Genomic DNA, 18674 nt, shown 5'->3' on the forward strand with positions numbered 1-18674 from the left:
TGCGAGCAAGAATGCCCAGAGGAACCGGTGCGACGAGCGTGCCCCTCGTCACGGTCATCGTGGTGTCCGTGGTCGTGGCCGTCCTGGTCGCGCTCGTGTGGTCCTGGCGGCAGTCCGTCAGACGGCGTCGCGGTGCGGCATCCGCAGGAGCCTCCGGGCTCCCTGCGGATGAGTTCGCCGCGTTCACGACCGCGTCGCTCAACACGCGGGCAAGCGCGGCTCTGGTCGCGATCGACGACGCGGTGAAGACCTCGGAGCAGGAGCTGGGTTTCGCCGAGGCGCAGTTCGGGCTCGAGGCGACGGCCACCTTCGGGAAAGCCTTGGACGCCGCCAAGACGTCGGTGGCACGTGCCTTCGCGATCCGCCAACAGCTCGACGACGCCTTCCCCGAGACGGAGCCCCAGGCTCGCGCGATGGCCGCCGAGATCATCCGGACCTGCAAGCAGGTCGGTCTTGACCTTGACTCGCACACGCACGAGTTCGACGCGCTCCGTGACCTCCAGTCACGTGCACCCGAGCTCCTGGATGAGGTCGCCCAGCGTGCCGCAGACATCTCGCGGCGCATACCCGCGGCGCGCACGGCTCTGGAGGGCCTGTCGGCTTCCTATCCCGCGACGGCACTCGCGACGGTCAGCGGCAACCCCGATCAGGTCTACCGGCTGATGGCCGGAATCGCAGCGACCGTGGCCGCAGGTCGGTCCGCGATGGCGACCGGAGACCGCGAGGCCGCAGTTCGGGCCGCACGGTCCGGCGAGGCTGCGCTCGCGCAGGCGATCAGTCTGCTGGACGCCGTCGACCATGCCGAAGCCGCGCTCGCCGCTGCATGTCGGCAGCTCGGGGAGACCATCGCCTCCCTGAGCAGCGACGTGATCGAGGCTGCCCGGCTCGCGCCCTCAGATCCGGCCGTGAACGCGCAGGCTGCCGCCGTGACCGCAGCGATCCTGCGGGCCCAGCAGGAGCGCACCGGCGGGGACCCGCTCGGGACGCTTCGCACGCTGACCCAAACGCAGGCCGAGTTCGGCGCGAGCCTGGCACCCTTCCGAGCGCGCGCCGCGCACGATGAACACGTCCGCAAGCGGCTCGCCGAGATGATCGCTCACGCCAGCGCGCAGATCGATGCCGTCGGCGCCTACATCGACAGTCGTCGCGGAGCCGTCGGTCCAGAAGCCCGCACCCGCTTGTCCGAGGCCGCGCGGCACACCGAGCAGGCCCAGGAGCTCGCCACCACGGACCCCGATCGCGCTCTCGCCGAAGCCACCCAGGGCAGCCACCTCGTGGACTCAGCCCAGGTACTCGCGCAACAGGATGTCGCCGACTTCGAGCAGCGGCAACGCCAAGACACCGGCCGGCCCGCCGTCGACTCGCTCGGCAATCCCGTCGGGATGGTGCTCGGGGGGATTCTCATCGACCAGCTCCTGCGCGGGGGCGGTCGCGGGTTCGGCGGAGGTTTCGGGGGCGGCGGAGGGTGTTGACCTCCTCCGGCTCACCCACCGGCAACACATCACGTTCAGCTCAGCCCATCGACCGAAGAAGAGGAACGACAATGGCAGACAAGCAGACCGTTCTCGGACGCATCACCCAGCTCGCCAAGGCGAACATCAACGCGCTCGTCGATCGCGCCGAGGACCCGGGCAAGATGATCGACCAGCTCATCCGGGACTACACGAACAACATCGCTGAGGCAGAGGACGCCGTGGCTCAGACCATCGGCAACCTGCGACTCGCCGAGCAGGACCATGCTGCCGACCTCGCCGCAGCCACCGACTGGGGCCAGAAGGCGCAAACGGCGTCGTCCAAGGCCGAGCAGCTGCGCGCCGCGGGCAACGCGATCGACGCGGACAAGTTCGACAGCCTCGCCAAGCTGGCGATCGGCAAGCAGCTGACCGCCGAACGAGAGGCGGCAGACGCCGAACCACTCATCGCCTCGCAGACCATCGTCGTCCAGCGGCTCAAGGATGGCCTGGTCGCGATGAAGGACAAGCTCGGCGACCTCAAGACACGGCGCAACGCCCTCGTGGCCCGGCACAAGACCGCCGAAGCGCAGACCCGAGTTCAGGGGGCTCTGTCGACGATCAACGTCCTCGACCCGACAAGCGAGATCTCCCGTTTCGAGGAGACGGTGCGCCGCGAGGAGGCCAACGCCGCAGGCCAGGCCGAGGTGGCTGCGTCCTCGCTCGATGCGCAGTTCGACGAGCTCACGACCTCGAGCGAGCACAGCGAGATCGAGGCACGCCTGGCCGCGCTGAAGGCAGGTCAGGTCTGAACGGGATCCGTCCGTCCGTCCCGGTGTCGGCGAGCGAGCCTGCCCCCACCGGGTCGGATGGATCAAGCGCACCAGACTCACCCGTCGGTAGACCCAGGCGTGACGAGACCGTCGCGGCGAACACCCCGCAGGCCCGTCTACTCGTCGTCGACGACGAACCCCACGTCCATGAGCTGGTGCGCTCGCTCCGGCTGGTCGGGTTCGACGTGCACGTCGCCGCCAACGGGGAGGGCGCCCTGAGAGTTGCGCGAGACGTCGATCCGGACCTGGTGGTCCTCGATGTGATGCTCCCTGACACCGACGGTTTCGCCCTGTTCCAGCGACTGCGTGCGAGAGGCGAGCACGCCGCCGTGGTGTTCCTCACGTCACGAGACGCCACCCAGGACAAGATCACGGGCCTGACGATGGGCGCCGACGACTACATCACCAAGCCCTTTCGTGTCGACGAGGTCGTCGCTCGGATCCGCGCGGTCCTGCGGCGCACGCAGGCGAGTGAACAGACTGTCTCGAGCATCCTCACGCACGCCGATGTTCGCCTCGACGAACACAGCCACGGCGTGACGCGCTCGGGGCATCCCGTGGATCTGACGCCCACCGAGTTCAACCTGCTGCGATATCTCATGCTCAACCCAGGACGCGTGCTGACCAAGACGCAAATCCTCAACCACGTCTGGCAGAGCGACTGGGGTCGCGACGCGAACATCGTGGAGACCTACATCTCGTACCTCCGGCGCAAGCTCGACGCCAGCCCAGACGGGCCAGCGTCGGCCACCACGCTGATCCAGACCCGGCGCGGCGTCGGGTACACACTGCGAGAGGTGCCGTCGCAGCGGACCTGAGACCGGCACGAGGGGCCGTCGGCTAGCCCTGGACTGCTTCGCCGAATCTTCATGCGTTCTCAAGCGGTTGGGCACGACCCCGCGACCACCATTCGAGCATGACGACTGACGACACGACGGCACACCCGGCTCTGGACGCCGCGCTCGCAGATGACGAGCAGCGCGAGGCCCCCCTGCCCCCACGACGCCGCACGGCCTGGACCGTCTTCACAGGAGCCGTCGGCGGTGTCGTCGGGCTGGCCCCGCACGTCCTTCACCACATCGGACCGCTCGTGGGAACCGCACTGGTCGCGGGCGCAGGAGGCACGGCGCTTTTCGGCTTCCTCGGTCTCCTCGCGTCCGTGCCGATGCTCATCAAGCTGAGGCGACGGTTCGCCAACTGGTGGGCCCCTGCGATCGCTCTGGCCGTCTTCACGGCGATGTTCCTGCTCTCCGCCTTCGTGATCGGTCCCCTCATCAGCTCGCCGCCAGGCGCGGGATCGGACGTCACTCCGGTCGACCACGCCTCGCATCACGCGCCCTGAGGACGTCGGCCCCGTTCCAGGAAGCAGTGTTCGACGCAGGATGGAGAAGCGACATGGCGATCACAACCCGGGACTGCCCCGGGTCTGGTTGACACCTGATCTGTGAGGATCTGGTCCTCGCTGGAAGGATGTCCCCGTGGCAAAGCCCTATCCTCAGGAGTTCCGCAACGACGTCGTGGCCGTGGCCCGCAAGGGCCAGGCACCGCTGTCTCAGATCGCGAAGGACTTCGGCGTCTCCGAAGGCTCGCTGGCGAACTGGATGAAGCAGGCCGATGTCGAGGACGGCAAGCGTCCCGGTCTGAGCGAAGACGAGCGCAAGCAGTTGCGTGAGGCGAACAAGAGGATCCGCCTGCTCGAGCAGGAGAACGAGGTCCTACGGCGCGCTGCTGCCTACCTGTCGCAGGCCAACTTGCCGGGAAAATAGTCTTCCCTCTCGTCCGTGAGATGGCCGCGGCCGGCGCCCGCATCAGGGTGCCGGTCGCGGTGGCGTGCAGGGTCCTGGGTCTGACGACGCAGGGGTACTACAAGTGGCTCAAGAACCCCGTGTCCCAACGGGACTGGGACGACGCCCACCTCATCGACGTCCTTTACGAGATCCATCAGGACGATGCGACGCTGGGCTACAGGTTCCTCACCGACGAGCTGGCCGACGAGCACGGCATCGTCGTGGGCGAGAACCGCGTGCACCGGCTGTGTGGCATCGCCGGCATCTACGCCTCTCATGCGAAGAAGAAGACCAGCAAGCCAGGTGCCACCGGCCCCGCTCCGCATGACGACCTCCTCGCGGTGGTTGACGAGCACGGCGTGGTCCGTCACGAGTTCGTCGCCGAGGCTCCCAACAAGGTCTGGTTGTGGGATATCTCCGAGCACCCCACGCGCGAGGGCAAGCTCTACATCTGCGCGATCAAGGACCTGTACTCCAACAAGATCGTGGGCTACTCCATCGACTCGCGGATGAAGGCGTCGCTGGCGGTCTCAGCGATGCGGAACGCGATCGCCCTGCGCTCACCGGTGAGAACGATCTGTCACTCGGACAGGGGCGGTCAATTTCGCGCCAAGAAGACCCAGCGCCTGCTCGCGAACAACGGCCTGGTCGGTTCGATGGGCCGCTCATACGGAGCCGGCGACAACGCCAGCATGGAGAGCTTCTTCTCCCTGCTCCAGAAGAACGTCCTGGACACCCGCCGCTGGGACACCCGCCAGGAGCTCCGGCTGGCGATGGTGACCTGGATCGAGACCAAGTACAACCGTCGCCGCCGACAGCGCGCCCTGGGCAAGCTCACCCCCGTCGAGTTTGAGATGATCTACGCAGCCGCAGACGCGGCCTGAGAACCATCAACCCCGAGTGTCAACCAGACCGGGGGCAGTCCCAAGAGGCTGACCTGACGCGCTGCGCCGATCCCGCAGCCACACATCGGCGTACTCCTGCAGTGCCATCCGCCGAGCCAGAACCGCGGGACGCAGCACATGGTCCTCCAGGGCGGTGCGCTGACGCGCCAACCACGCGTCCGCATCCACCCGCCGGGCGAACGTCTCCGGCGCCTTCACCCACACCTGCGGGTCAGTGCCGGGCACCGTGTATCTGGCCCGGTAACGACCCGAGCCCAGCCGCTCGACACTGCCAAAACCTGAGCGCCTGCGCATGCCCCCCGCCCAGCGTCGTGGAATAACGTGGAATAGGCCACCATACGCGTCGTTCACTACCACGCCCCAAGGTTCCACCGTACAACCTGGTCAGAGGCACAATCTGCGAACACGGAGACGTCCGGTTCCGCACCCCTGCAGCACTGAAAGACGGTTCGAATCCCACTCGGGGCACCCTTCTGACCTGCGCAAACGCAAGTCTTGTCCCCACGTGGGGACAAATGTGTCCCCATGAGATGCACCATGGGGAGGTGGCGAGCATCGAGAAGCGCGTTCGCGGGGACGGCACCGTGGCCTTCCGGGTGGTGTGGCGCGACCCCACACAGCCGGGTCGGCAGTCGATGACGTTCGATGATCGACGCCAGGCCGAGCAGACGATCAAGCTGCTCGATTCGAACGGGCAGCGGCTCACGCTCGCCATCGAAGTGGCCAACGCGATCCGCCAGGGCGGCCCGACGGTCGAGGACGTGGTGCGCGAGCACATCGATCTGCTCAACCGCGTCGGGGAGGACACGCGGTCCGGGTACCGGGGCCGGGCGCGGGACCACATCACTCCGCATCTCGGCGCCCTGCCGGTCAAGGCGCTCACGTGGCAGCAGGTGACGCTGTGGATCCGCGAGCTGCAGACCAAGGGGCTCTCACACAAGTCGATCGCCAACATCCACGGGCTGCTGTCGGCGTCGATGAACACCGCGGTCCGCCTCGGGTACCGGGCGGACAACCCGTGCGCGGCCGTGCGACTCCCCCGCAGCCAGCGGGCCGGCGACGACATGGTGGTCCTCGAGCCCGAGGAGCTCGACCTCATCCTGGACAACCTGGTCGAGCACTACCGGCCGTTCATCATCACGCTCGTCGGGACCGGCATGCGCTTCGGCGAGGCGACCGCGCTGCACGTCGAGGACCTCTCCCTGGACGCCCACCCGCCGACCATCCGCATCAACAAGGCCTGGAAGCAGGACGGGGACCGCCAGCCGTACATCGGAGCACCGAAGTCCGCCCGGTCACGGCGGACGATCTCGCTCTCACCCGACCTCACCGAGATGCTGCGCGACCTCACGGCGAGCAAGCGCGGGACAGACCTGGTGTTCGTCAACCTCGCGGGACGCCCGATCCGCAACAACACCTTCTGGGCGACCAACTGGACGCCAGCGATCCTCCGGGCGCAGAACCCCGTCGACGAGAACGGTGCGCCCGACCTCGACGCGAGGCGTCTGACGAAACGGCCGCGGATCCACGACCTGCGGCACACCCACGCGAGCTGGATGCTTGCCGAGGGGATGGACATGTTCACCCTGTCCCGGCGGCTGGGGCACGAGACCTACGCCACGACGGACTCGCGGTACAGCCACATGATGCCGGCGCAGCAGTTGGTGGCGGCGCACGTAGCGGCGGCGGCGCTGGCGAGGCTCCGAACGCGCACGCCCGAGTGACAGCACCACGCCGCCGGGCCAGAACAAGGTGCGCAAACTCGAATCAATCCCGGGTCCTAGAACTCACAGGGCTCTTGGACCCGACTCCCGCTCCAAGACCTACGAGCCTGGCGGGCCCAAGTCCTGGCCTACTTCGACACCGCCGGCCTGAGCAACGGCGGGACCGAAGCCATCAACCTCATCATCGAGAAGACCCAGCGCCTAGCCGACGGCTTCCGCACCTTCGACCACTACCGACTACGCATCCCGCTCGCCGCCTCCGGCACCCGCCCCTGGAGGGTCAACCACGCTTGAGTCCGAAGAACCCTGTATTCGGGTAGGTGCAGACGCCTACAACTCCGGGGTGTCAACCCCGCTGCGATCCAGCTCCTCTGTGGCGTTCCCCTCGTCCGCTGGCTCGTCAGCCTCTCCGCCGACCGCAGGCAATGAGAGAAGCTTCTCCTGAAGCAGGTCGGCCACCTCATCCAGGGAGCGGTTGCCTAGGCTGATGTGGCCCACAGTGTCCGGAAGCCCAACCATGGCGGGACGAGCGCTGCCAACAACGAGCGGGAGCAAGTAGTCGTCGGTTCGCTTGACCGCGGCACCCTTTCCTACCTCGAACTCGAAGACAGCCCAATCCTTCTCAGGGTAGTGCTCTGAAAGGCAGACAATCATGAACTGCGCATCCTGGCTATACACCCGCCCCAACTCCTTGCGCAGATCTTTTCCCCAAAGATGGGCCTGCTGGTCGAAGTCATAGTACACTTCGAGGCCCCGCGACTCGAGCGCCTTTACGAGTTCGACTACAATCGGTCTGTCTTCGCCAGCAAATGACACAGCAACGTCATATTCGTAGCCGACGCGACGAATGTTCACCTGCGACCTAACTCGCGCGAAGTCGAGGTGATCAAGGTAGAAGCGAAAAACGGGGTCATCAATTGTCAGAGTGTCGTTCTCATAGAGCAGAATGTCTGACAGGCTATTCTCCTCGATCACCGCGGGTAGATTGTTCATCGCACGATAGAAACTGTTCCGCTGTCGAGACTTCTGCCGCGCATCCTGGCTCCCGACGATGCTGTGATAGAGCTCATCTTTCGAGATCTGCTGCTTCCCCGTCCGCGCGACGCGCTCGACGATGCGGAAGTACGTATCATGGACCGATCGAGCCTGACGTCGCCCGCGGGCGAGGTTCACGACCTTGGATAGATACCGCCCGTCGTACTGCCGTACCACGGCCTCCCTGATTAACGGCAGTTCAATTGCGACCTCGACTTCGGGCTCGACCGTGTGGAGAACGTCGGCAGAGATGCACGCAATTCTGCAGATTGCCTGGAGAATCGAGGGCGACCCCTGGGCCGCCCCAACGGCGGTCTGAACGCTCTCGGCGCTCATGCGGATATTGAGCGCTTCGCACCCTTTTGCAATCAGAGCCTCCATGAAGGACCCGTCTTGCGATCCGAGCCGCCAAACGTCGTTCCGGATTGCCAACTCTGGATCTAGTCCCAGGATTTCCTCACCGGTCTTGGCAATACCGATCATGAAGAAGCGGATACCTAACTCGTGCCAGAGCTTCAAGAGGCCGGCAAGTTCAGTCCTGGCGTTGAGCGTCAAGTGGTGAACGTCGTCGATTGCGATGATCTCGTACGCCTTAAGCCACGGCTCGATCTCGCCAAGATCGGCTTCGACATCAAACTCCATCGCCAGCACGTCGAGGATGCTCGGCGAGTTGCTGTAGCGCCGTCCGCTGAACATGTGAACGCGAGAGCCGTCGAGGCCGAGAGCTCCCAGGGCCCGGTGTGCGACCGTTGACTTCCCGATACCCGAAGGGCCGACCAGAGTGACGTGCTTCCCCGCCGTGGCCAACGAGCCCTTCAGTTGCTGCGCCTCTCGCGGGGGCACGTATGTGACCTCTGGCAATCCGGCCTCGTTGAAGACAGCATCGAGACGGTATGAAGGCCTGGTCGGCGGTGGCGGGATGGTCATGCAAGCAACTTACTGAATGTGAACGCGTCCCGTGGGCGAACTCCCCGGCGCGTTGGCCCCGGACTCGCACCCCCCTTCGGGCGAGGACAGATCGCAACCGAGGCCGTGCGCACTCAGCGGTGCAAGAAGAGTCTGAACCGATGAGGCTGAACCGATGAGTCTGCTCTCCGTGTCCGGGCTCCTACGCTGAGCGAAGGCGCGCTGGCGGTCGGGGAGTTCGTCGGGCAGACGCGGCCGGGCCCTCTGCAGGCACTCCGCCGTTACGCTCGATGCGTGATCGTCACCGCTGCGGAGCAGGCCAACGCCTCGTCATGGACCTGGCTGGAGGTATACGGGCCGACGATCGGCTTCATAGGGGTGCTCCTGGCGGGCTGGCTCGGGAGCCGGTGGAGAACCAAGGCGGATCACCGGCTGGAAATCCGTCAGAAGTCGCTCAGCCGCTTCGAGGAGTCCGTCGAACTGATCACGCGCGTTCAGGTGGACTTCCGCGAGTTCACTTCGAACGCACCGCGCGGCGGCGATGACCCGAAGGCCGACAGCCTGGCTGGCGATGCAGTCGACCGGATCCTCAAGGGCACCAACGAAATCCGCCTCATCGGCGTCTTCCTGCGACTCGTTGCCTCGCCAGCGGTCGTGACGGCGTATGAGAAGTTCAACCCGCGCATCGACGAGTACCTCCGGGAGGTGACTCGGCAACTCAAGTCGGACGGGGTGTTCCGCGGCAAGCCTGCCCAGGAGTTCGAAGATGACCTTGACGACCTGATCCAGCACTACGTTGACACCCTCCGTGCCGACCTTGGGTTGAGGGCTGTGGCGTGGCGGCTTCAGCCCACGCCTCCCATCCCACCGGCTGCGTCGGTGCCTATCGCTCACGATTTCACTGCCCCGGATGCAACTGCGACGGACGTCACATTGCCAGATCCTCCGCCGTCCCCTCCGCGGCGTGAGGACGTTGGCGGCGACTGGCCAGGCCCTCAGGACTCATAGTGGTACCGACAGGCGGCGATGCGGATCTCGTCGCCGGCCACCTTGTAGATCAGGCGGTGCTCGTCGGTGATGCGCCGTGACCAGTACCCGTGCAGGCCGTGCTTGAGGGCCTCGGGCTTGCCGATTCCCTCGTGCGGGGTCCCGCTGGCGGCGCCGCGGGCGATGTCCTTGATGAGGTCGTTGATGCGCTTGACGACGCGGCGGTCCTGGGTCTGCCAGTACAGGTAGTCGGCCCAGGCGTCGGAGTCCCAGACGTACCTCATTCGGCCAGCTCGTGCTCCGCCCCGGCGCCGGACTCCAGTCGCTCGATCGAGGCGAGCAGGCGGCGGGCGTTGGCCGGGTTCTGCAGCAGGTAGGCCGTCTCCTTGAGGGACTCGTAGTCCGCCAGGGACAAGATCACGACCGGTTCGTGGCCGGCGCGGGTGATCACGACCTCCTCGCGATCGGCCAGCACTCCGTCGAGCACCTCGGCATACCGGGCCCGCGACTGCGAGTACGTCATGGTCTTCACCGCACACCTCCGATGGCTGTACAAGAAACTGTACGTCGACCGTGTCGGTTCGCCAAGTCACCCCTCGCGATGACGAGGCGCCCCGCGGCGTCATCGCGCCCTCGCGCGGCGGCCGATAGCAGAACCGATGACGAACGCACGGAGGGCCCGCCGCCTGTGCCCGTCATCGTCTCGCTGACCTGCGCCTTCACGGCCGTCATCGCCGTGACTATCGCCCCTGAGCAGCCTTGCCTCGCATGTTGCAGGTGAATCCGCATACCTGCTCGTAGGAACCCATCGCGCATCCGGCGCCCGGGGACCCGATCTTCTGCCCGTTCGCTGCACACCTGCTGGTAGAGGCGCTCACACCGGTCCGGGTGGCGGCGCGCGGTGGCGTGGGGTCGGTGAGGGGAGGTGAGTCGCGGTGATGTCGATGCACAAGCTCACGGCCGGTGACGGGTACAAGTACCTGACCCGTCACGTCGCCGCCGGTGACGTGGGCCTGGGTGCGGGCGACTCGTTGACCGGGTACTACGAGCAGTCCGGCAACCCGCCCGGCCGCTGGTACGGCCACGGCCTGGCCGGCCTGGGCACCGACAGGGTGGGGGTCGAGGGGTCAGGGGTCGCCGGCATCGCGCGGCTGGTCCCGGGAGACCTGGTGAGCGAGGAGGCGATGGGCGCGGTCTTCGGCCACGGGGCCGACCCGCTGACCGGTGCGCCGCTCGGGCGCCCCTTCCCCCAATACTGGACAACCCTCGACCCCGCACCCGGGACTCCCGGGCGTCATGCGGTGGTGGGGTATGACCTGACGTTCACGGCCCCCAAGTCCGTCTCGGTCCTGTGGGCGTTGGGCGATGACGCGACCCGCGCACAAGTCCACGGAGCCCACCGGGCCGCAGTGGCCAGCGCGCTGGAGTTCGTCGAGGCGACGGTGGTGCGCACGAGGGTCGGGGCCGCCGGGTGCCGGCAGGTCCGAACCAAGGGGATGATCGCCGCGGGGTTCGAGCACTGGGACACCCGCACCACCGACCCGAACCTGCACACCCACGTCGTGCTCGCCAACAAGGTCCAAGGACCCGACGGGGCCTGGCGGGCCCTGGACGGCAAGACGGTCCATGCCGCCGTGGTGACCGTCTCCGAGCTGTACGACGTGCTGATGGCCGACGAGCTCGCCCGCCGGTTGCCTGTCTCGTGGGGCATGCGCGAGCGAGGCCCGCGGCGCAACCCCGCGTTCGAGGTCGACGGCATCGGAGACGACCTGCTCACGGCGTTCTCCACCCGGGCGGATCAGATCCACTGCGCCGAACAGGACTGGGCCACCGCGTTCGCGGCCGCTCACGGTAGGGCGCCGTCGCGGGTGGAGACGACCAGGGCCCGCCAGCATCTGGCGAGGGTGACCCGGCCACCGAAGACCATCCACCGGTTGAGTGACCTGTTCGCCGACTGGGCGAACCGGGCCCGGGCTCTGACCGGCCTCGAACCGCACGACCTCGCGGCCCGGGCCCTGCAGGGCACCTACGGTCGGGCGCTGCACGCCCACGACGTCGGACCCGAGGTCCGCGACGCCCTCACCACCCAGACCGTCGCAGCAGTCTCGACCAGGCGCTCGGTGTGGACGACATGGAACCTGGGCGCCGAAGCCCTGCGCGCCTCCAAGCTCCTGCGCATGGCATCCCCCACCGAACGACTCGCGCTGCTCAACGCGGTAACCACCGACGCCGCTCGGTTGTGCGTGCACCTGGACGACACCCGAGACCCCGACCGGCGCCGCGTCGGAGAGTCGCTGTTCACCACCACCGAGCTCCTCGCTGCCGAGAAGACCCTGATCGACGCAACTGCCGACGACGCGCGCCTTCCGTATCGGATTGCGGATATGCGTAGCCCTCACGTCCGGCTTCGCCAGTGTCTGGACACCCTGGCGAGCGACCAACGGGCCGCCGTCGAAGCCATCCTGACGTCATCGCATCTGCTCGACGCGATGGTCGGACCAGCAGGCTCGGGCAAGACCACGACGCTCGCGGCACTGGCGACGGCCTGGCGCGCGAACTGCGGCACCGTGCTCGGCCTGGCTCCCTCCGCCACCGCCGCACACGCACTGTCCCAAGCGCTCGGCGTTCCATGCCAGACCACCGTGAAATGGCTGTACGAGTCCGTCGGCCCCGGGGCCCACACCCGCGCCGAGACCTACGCGCAGGGGCTGCGCGCCGAGGCGGCGAGCTCGGACTACTTCGCGATCCGCGACGCCCGCGAGACCCAATGGAAGGCCCGCGCCGAACAGGACGCCTGGCGCGTGACTCCCGGCCAGCTCGTCATCATCGACGAGGCGACCCTGGCGGACACCCGCACCTTGGCAACCCTCACCGAGCAGGCTCGCGACGCGGGCGCCAAGGTCCTCCTGGTCGGGGACCACCTGCAACGCGGGTCGGTCGACGCCGGCGGGTCGTTCGCGATGCTCGCCCGGCGCGGCCCGACCGCCGAGCTCACGTCCCTGTGGCGGTTCAGCGAACCCTGGGAGGCCCGTGCGAGCCTCGAGCTTCGCCGCGCCCACCCTCAGGCCCTGGACACCTACGAGGCCCACGACGCCTTCAGCGACGGCACCCGCGACCAGATGCTCGACGCCGCCCTCGCCGCATGGACCGAGGCCGGCGAGCACGGTCACGTCGCCGTGCTGCAGGCCGCAGACAACCGCACCGTCCGTGACCTCAACGACGCCGCCCGCGCTGCCGGCATCCGCGCCGGGACCGTCAGCCCCGAAGGCGTCGACCTGCACGACGGGCTCACCGCCGGGATCGGCGACCGGATCGTCACCCGACACAACCATCGCCGCCTGCACACCGCCGACGGGTTCGTCCGCAACGGCGACCTGTGGGACGTCGTCGCCATCAGACGCGACGGGTCCCTGCGTGTCCGACCCGCCAGCACGGCCGATCCCCGCGACGGCGACGGCGCCACCGTTCGCCTGCCGGCGACCTACGTCGCCGAGCACGTCGAGCTCGGCTACGCCACGACCACCGCCCGCACCCAAGGCATCACCGTCGACGAGACCCACACTATCGCTGCGCCCGGCATGGCCCGCGAGGACCTGTACGTCGCCATGTCCCGCGGCCGCCACCGGAACCACACCTACGTCATCACCGAACCCACCGGCGACGACTGCCTCCCCGGCCAGACCCAGCAGGCATCGGCCCGCGACGTCCTGGACGCCATCCTCGCGACTTCCCACGCCGAGCAGACCGCTACCGAGACCTGGGACGCGTTCCACCCCGACCAGGCTCCGCCGATCCCGCCTGTTCACCCCCGAGACGACCCGAGCAGCAGCCGCAGTAGCGGCGCGCTTCGGGCCGCACCGCTGGCTCCCCCGGTGCCGAGCTCGTACGACGGCCCGGTCATCGAGAGGAGCTGGCCGTGACCACTCGCTGCGCCCCACCACCGCCGGCATGTCAACAACGCCGAGAGGACTGAACGATGACCGACCCGATGCCCGTCCATGTCCCCGAGCAAACCTTCAGCCCCGAGGAGGTGGCCGAGACCCTCGGCACCTCCGCCTGGTGGGTCCGCGAACAGGCCCGCTCCGGCCGGGCCGCGCACCTGCGCCTCGGAAAGAGCCGCATCCGGTTCACCGCAGCTCAGGTCGCGGATCTCGTCAACCGCGCGACCGTCGTCGCAGACACCTCCCGCACGGAGCGCCAGCCCGAGCAGGTCGATGCATCCGTGCTCGGTGCGACCGTGCGCTCCATCGGCGCTCACCGCATCCGTCGCTCCCCCGCCGCGCCGTCCCGGGAGGCCACCTGACGGCCCGAAAGCCCGTCCCCATTGGGGACGCGACCGCCCGCGCGGTCGCAAGGTGTCCACACGGGTTCACGTGTTTGCGCAGGTCAGCGACCCGTGGCGATCGCTCGCGAGACACCGTCTCACTATTTGGACGGTTTCGAATCCCACTCGGGGCACCCTTCTGACCTGCAGGAACGCGCCGGTTAGCTCCGCCCGAGGCGTCACCTCCCCGACGAGGGCGCCTCTCCGAGCGGCCGGGACTGCACGCCGGGCTCTCCCCAGCGGCGCTCTCGCCGCCGTCCGGCCGGACGCGCGGGCCAATAGTCACGGTCTGAACACGATCGCGCACCGAAACCCCCTCCCGCGTTGACGAACCAGTCCCGGTCGGTATCTACTTTCGGTCGAAGCGCTTCGTCGAAGCGCTTCGATGGACACCATCCGGCTCAGTGAGGAGCATCCGTGGCAGCGACCATGCAGGACGTGGCAGACCTCGCCCAGGTCTCCCTGTCGACGGTGTCCTACACGCTGAGCGGCAAGCGGCCGGTGTCCGCCGAGACGCGCGCCCGGATCGAGAGCGCGATGGCCGAGCTCGGCTTCCGCCGGCACGCAGCGGCCCGCGCCTTGGCCTCCCGTCGCACACACGTGCTTGCCGTCGCTTACCCCGTCTACGGCGTCGCGCTGGGTGCGACCCTGAACGAGATCGTGTCCGGTGCCGCCGCAGCCGCCCGCGCCGCCGAGTACGAGCTCGTGCTGTGGCCGGTCAGCAGCGCGGAACCGGAGCTGCTCCACGAGCTCGCCGGCCAACGCACGGCCGACGGCGTGGTCCTCATGGAGGTCGCCCTCGACGATCCCCGTATCGAGGTCGTCGAAGCCGCCGGGCTGGCCTGCGCCCTCATCGGCCGCACTGAGGACCCCGGCGAGCGCGTCTGGGTGGACATCGACTTCGAGGACGCGCTCGAGCAGGCCGTCACACACCTCGCCGACCTCGGGCATCGGGAGATCGCGTTCATCAGCCGGTCCCAGGCCAGCGTCGACGCCCACTACGGCCCGGTCGTCCGTGCCCAGCGCGGCTACGAACGCGCGATGGCGGCCCGCGGGATGCGCGCCCTCTCGGTGACCTGCGACGTGACGCCACCCGCCGGCCGTCGCGCCATGAAGCGTCTCCTCGCGGACGTCCCCGACCTCACCGGGGTGATCGTCATGAACGAGCTCGCCCTGTTCGGCGTCTCCAGCGCCCTGCGGGAGGCCGGCCGCAGCGTCCCCGACGACGTGTCCGTCCTCGCCATTGCCGTCGCCGACGAGATCAGCGAGATGTACGAGCGCCCCCTGACCTACCTCGGGACCACCTGGAAGGAGCAGGGCGCACGCGCCGTCCGCGGACTCCTCGAGGTTCTCGACGGCCGCCCGGCGCCCGCCGGGGTGAACCTTCCCTGCGAGCTCCACCTCCGCGAGACCACCGGCCCTGCCCCGCGCCCCTGAGCTGCCCGACCGCCCGCACCACCCGCCCGACCGGCTCACCGACGAGTCGCCCGATGGAAGGAACCCCGATGAAGAGACCCACCCGCGCGCTGATCGGTCTGATCGGTGCCGCAACCGCGCTGTCCCTGGCCGCCTGCTCGTCAGGCGGATCCGGCGGCACCAGCACCAGTGCCGGTCCCACGACGCTCGTGTTCTGGCACTACGAGGGCGCCGACTCGGCGATGAACCAGTCGTGGCAGACCGCCATCACCCAGTTCGAGGCCGACAACCCCGGCGTCACGGTCAAGGTCGAGAACCAGACCTTCGAGCAGCTGCAGAAGAACGCCAAGATCGTGCTCGCCGGCAAGGACGTGCCGGACGTCATGGAGTACAACAAGGGCAACGGCACCGCCGGCCAGCTCGCCTCCCAGGGCCTGCTCACGGACCTGACTGCTGACGCCAAGACCTACGGGTGGGACACCACGCTGCCGTCGTCGCTGCAGACCACGGCCAAGTACGACGCGAACGGGCTCATGGGCTCGGGCAACTGGTACGGCGTCCCGACCTACGGCGAGTACGTGACCGTCTACTACAACAAGGACATGTTCGAGCAGAACGGCATCACCGTTCCGACGACCATGGCCGAGCTCAAGACCGCGATGGACGCGTTCGTCGCCAAGGGCATCACCCCGATCGCCACCGCAGGCGCCGAGTACCCGGCCAGCCAGCTCTGGTACGAGCTCGTGCTCTCGCACGCCGACCGGACGTTCGTGGACAACTTCCAGCTGTTCAAGAACGACGTCTCGTGGACCTCCGGGCCGCTGATGGAGGGCACCCAGGACTTCGCCGACTGGGTCGCCAAGGGCTACGTCGCCAAGGACTCCTCGGGCCTCAAGGCGGAGGACATGGGCACCGCGTTCATCGCCGGCAAGTACCCGATCATGGTCTCCGGCTCGTGGTGGTTCGGCCGTCTGAACACCGAGGTCAAGTTCAACATGGGCCAGATGCTGTTCCCGGGCAACAAGCTCAACGCGGGCTCGTCGGGCAACCTCCTGGTCATCCCGACCAACTCGACGCACAAGGAGCTGGCCGCGAAGTTCATCAACACGGCCCTCGGCGCGAAGGCGCAGGCCGTGATGGCAGACAAGGGTGGCCTCCCGGTCGCAGCCGACACCAGCTCGATCACCGACCCGCAGACCAAGCTGCTCACGGACAACTGGAACCAGGTCGTGAAGGACGACGGTCTCTCCTTCTACCCGGACTGGCCGGTCGCCGGCTTCTACGACCAGGTCGTGTCGTTCGGACAGACGATCATCAACGGCTCCAAGTCGCCGGCCGACGCTCTGGCGGCGCTCGGCACGTACTACGAGTCCGGCAAGAAGGACATCACCGGTAAGTGACACCCCCTCGTGCGGGGTCCCGGCTCCGGTCGGGACCCCGCACGGCCCCTCACCCACCCACAACTGACGAGCAGGTGATCGACATGGCGGTGCAGACCGTCGCGCCCCACCGCCGCCGATCTCGGCGCGTGTACTGGCTCTATCTCATCCCCGGCGCCGTGGCGCTCACCGTCATCATCCTCATCCCGTTCGGCCTGAACCTCTGGTACTCGCTGCACAAGTGGAAGGGCGGCCTGGCACCGCAGATCTGGATTGGGCTCGACAACTACAAGGCTCTCCTGCACGACACCGCGTTCTGGAGCTCGTTCCAGAACTCGCTGTGGATGATCCTCGCGATGGTGGTGCTCCCGACGCTGATCGGTCTGGTGCTCGCCGCCGTCCTGTTCGACTACATCGGCAAGAACGTCGGGGCCCGCACCGCGAGCTTCCTGCGGGCCACCTACTACCTGCCGCAGATCCTGCCCGTCGCCGTCGCCGGCATCGTCTGGAACTGGATCTTCAACGCCGAGACCGGTGCCCTGAACGAGATCCTGCGCGGCCTCGGCGTGACCGACCCGCCGAACTGGCTGGGCGACCCCCACCTCGCGCTGCCCGCCGTCATGCTCGTCCTGGTCTGGATCCAGATCGGCTACCCGACGGTGATCTTCATGTCCGCGCTCCAGCGCGTCGACCCCGAGCTGTACGAGGCCGCCGAGCTCGACGGCGCCGGCTGGTTCCGCCGGTTCCGGGCGATCACCATCCCGCAGATCAAGCCCGAGACCTTCGTCATCACGCTGACCTGCACGATCGCCGCGCTGAAGGTGTTCGCGCCGATCTACGTGCTGACCCGTGGCGGCCCCGAGAGCTCGACGCTGGTGCCGTCGTACTACTCGTTCCTCAACTTCTTCGACAAGTCCAAGGTCGGCTACGGCGCCGCGGTGGCGACGGTGCTCACCCTCGTGATCGTCGCGGTGGCCCTGATCATCCAGCTGCTGCAGGCGCGCTCCGAACGGCGCGACGAGGAAGGCGTCTGACATGACGACGACACTCACCCGCACGGTCGCCACCCCGACCGTCACGCACAAGAACGACCGGCACCACCGGGGCACGCTCCGCTGGTTCATCCTCGCCGGCGCGGTCGTCGTCGCGGTGCTCATGCTCGCGCCGTTCGTCCTCATGGTGATGAACGCCTTCAAGGACCCCGCGCAGTACTCGACCGGTGGCCCCCTCGCGCTGCCGACCTCGCTGTACACCGACGGCCTCGTCAAGTTCTGGAACGCCGTCGACTTCCCGGTGAAGCTGTGGAACTCGATCTGGACCTCGGCCGCCGTCGCCGTCGCCGGCACCGCGCTGTCCCTGCTCACCGCGTTCGCGATCGGCATCGGCCGGGTACGCGGGCGGATGTGGATCGTCATGATCTTCCTGCTGGCGAACATGCTGCCCCAGGAGGTCCTGCTCTACCCGCTCTACACGATGGCTCAGAAGGTCGGCCTCAACAACTCCGGCTGGTCGATCGTCATCATCTTCACCGTCATCCAGTCCGCGTTCGGCACCTACCTCCTCGCCTCGGTGCTCGGCACGTTCCCACGCGCCCTGCTCGAAGCCGCCGCGCTCGACGGCGCGAACTCCTGGACGGTGCTCTGGAAGGTCGTGTTCCCGATCGTGCGACCGACGCTGTCGGTGCTGATGATCTTCTTCTTCATCTGGACGTGGAACGAGTTCTTCATCCCGCTGGTCATGCTGACGACCCCGGAGTCGCAGACCGTGCCGATCGCCCTCGCCTCCCTCCAGGGCGACCGGATGCTCGACGTCCCCACCCTCAACGCCGGAGCGCTCGTCTCCCTCGTCCCCACCCTCATCTTCTTCCTCATCTTCCAGCGCACGCTCACCCGCGGGGTGACCGCGGGCGCCGTGAAATAGCCTGCTC

The 18674-nt window shown here is 67.7% G+C and carries 15 protein-coding genes and 2 pseudogenes; 14 read left to right on the forward strand and 3 right to left on the reverse strand.

Features of this window, described 5'->3' with window-relative positions; translation table 11 throughout:
• The first annotated feature begins 11 nt into the window (after window positions 1-11).
• From LJB74_RS00465 to LJB74_RS00495, 7 genes and pseudogenes are all read left to right on the forward strand, one after another.
• Window positions 12-1472: a hypothetical protein gene (locus LJB74_RS00465; RefSeq protein ID WP_259306686.1), complete on the forward strand. Its 1461-nt coding sequence runs from the start codon at window positions 12-14 to the stop codon at window positions 1470-1472.
• Between the two features lie 71 nt (window positions 1473-1543).
• On the forward strand, window positions 1544-2263 hold the full coding sequence (locus tag LJB74_RS00470; RefSeq protein ID WP_259306687.1) for a PspA/IM30 family protein: 720 nt from the start codon (window positions 1544-1546) through the stop codon (window positions 2261-2263).
• Between the two features lie 116 nt (window positions 2264-2379).
• Window positions 2380-3102: pseudogene (locus LJB74_RS00475) on the forward strand (response regulator transcription factor); the annotation flags it as partial.
• A gap of 98 nt (window positions 3103-3200) precedes the next feature.
• Window positions 3201-3626 (forward strand): hypothetical protein, encoded by a 426-nt coding sequence (locus LJB74_RS00480; protein ID WP_259306688.1) that lies wholly within the window; start codon window positions 3201-3203, stop codon window positions 3624-3626.
• A gap of 136 nt (window positions 3627-3762) precedes the next feature.
• Window positions 3763-4955 (forward strand): IS3 family transposase gene (locus LJB74_RS00485; protein WP_259306689.1). Its coding sequence is split into 2 segments (ribosomal slippage): window positions 3763-4041 and window positions 4044-4955, totalling 1191 coding nucleotides; the frame shifts between segments, so codons are not numbered across the junction.
• A 566-nt stretch (window positions 4956-5521) separates the two neighbouring features.
• Complete coding sequence (locus LJB74_RS00490; protein WP_259306690.1) at window positions 5522-6700, forward strand: site-specific integrase; 1179 nt, start codon at window positions 5522-5524, stop codon at window positions 6698-6700.
• Between the two features lie 108 nt (window positions 6701-6808).
• A pseudogene (locus LJB74_RS00495) lies at window positions 6809-6994 on the forward strand (transposase); the annotation flags it as partial.
• A 36-nt stretch (window positions 6995-7030) separates the two neighbouring features.
• Here LJB74_RS00495 and LJB74_RS00500 read toward each other — a convergent pair.
• Entirely contained in the window at window positions 7031-8662 is a 1632-nt protein-coding gene (locus LJB74_RS00500) for a TIR domain-containing protein (RefSeq protein WP_259306691.1), read from the reverse strand.
• Window positions 8663-8935: 273 nt separating this feature from the next.
• Here LJB74_RS00500 and LJB74_RS00505 point away from each other — a divergent pair, with 273 nt between their 5' ends.
• Window positions 8936-9649 (forward strand): hypothetical protein, encoded by a 714-nt coding sequence (locus tag LJB74_RS00505; protein ID WP_259306692.1) that lies wholly within the window; start codon window positions 8936-8938, stop codon window positions 9647-9649.
• Here LJB74_RS00505 and LJB74_RS00510 read toward each other — a convergent pair.
• Window positions 9637-9912, reverse strand: a complete 276-nt coding sequence (locus LJB74_RS00510) for a Txe/YoeB family addiction module toxin (protein ID WP_259306693.1) — start codon at window positions 9910-9912, stop codon at window positions 9637-9639. The two genes, LJB74_RS00505 and LJB74_RS00510, sit on opposite strands and share 13 nt — an antisense overlap.
• Window positions 9909-10160 carry a type II toxin-antitoxin system Phd/YefM family antitoxin gene (locus LJB74_RS00515; protein WP_259306694.1) on the reverse strand — a complete coding sequence of 84 codons (252 nt, stop codon included), beginning with the start codon at window positions 10158-10160 and terminating at the stop codon, window positions 9909-9911. The genes LJB74_RS00510 and LJB74_RS00515 overlap by 4 nt, the downstream gene beginning before the upstream one ends.
• Window positions 10161-10566: 406 nt before the next feature.
• On the opposite strand from LJB74_RS00515, the gene mobF reads away from it, so the two are divergent.
• The 6 genes from mobF to LJB74_RS00545 all read left to right on the forward strand — a co-directional run bounded on the left by mobF (window position 10567) and on the right by LJB74_RS00545 (window position 18667).
• Window positions 10567-13548 (forward strand): MobF family relaxase, encoded by a 2982-nt coding sequence (gene mobF, locus LJB74_RS00520; RefSeq protein ID WP_259306695.1) that lies wholly within the window; start codon window positions 10567-10569, stop codon window positions 13546-13548.
• 56 nt (window positions 13549-13604) lie between these two features.
• Window positions 13605-13931, forward strand: coding sequence for a hypothetical protein (locus LJB74_RS00525; RefSeq protein ID WP_259306696.1), 327 nt, complete (start codon window positions 13605-13607; stop codon window positions 13929-13931).
• Window positions 13932-14369: 438 nt separating this feature from the next.
• The gene (locus LJB74_RS00530; protein WP_259306697.1) at window positions 14370-15389 is read left to right on the forward strand and encodes a LacI family DNA-binding transcriptional regulator; all 1020 of its coding nucleotides are present in this window, start codon (window positions 14370-14372) and stop codon (window positions 15387-15389) included.
• A gap of 68 nt (window positions 15390-15457) precedes the next feature.
• On the forward strand, window positions 15458-16768 hold the full coding sequence (locus LJB74_RS00535) for an ABC transporter substrate-binding protein (RefSeq protein WP_259306698.1): 1311 nt from the start codon (window positions 15458-15460) through the stop codon (window positions 16766-16768).
• Window positions 16769-16851: 83 nt separating this feature from the next.
• Window positions 16852-17781 carry a carbohydrate ABC transporter permease gene (locus tag LJB74_RS00540; protein ID WP_259306699.1) on the forward strand — a complete coding sequence of 310 codons (930 nt, stop codon included), beginning with the start codon at window positions 16852-16854 and terminating at the stop codon, window positions 17779-17781.
• Window position 17782: 1 nt separating this feature from the next.
• Window positions 17783-18667, forward strand: coding sequence for a carbohydrate ABC transporter permease (locus tag LJB74_RS00545; RefSeq protein ID WP_259306700.1), 885 nt, complete (start codon window positions 17783-17785; stop codon window positions 18665-18667).
• The last annotated feature ends 7 nt before the right edge of the window (window positions 18668-18674 follow it).

Origin of the sequence: Cellulomonas sp. P24 (assembly GCF_024704385.1) — a bacterium.
In the GTDB taxonomy this organism is placed as follows: Bacteria; Actinomycetota; Actinomycetes; order Actinomycetales; family Cellulomonadaceae; genus JAJDFX01.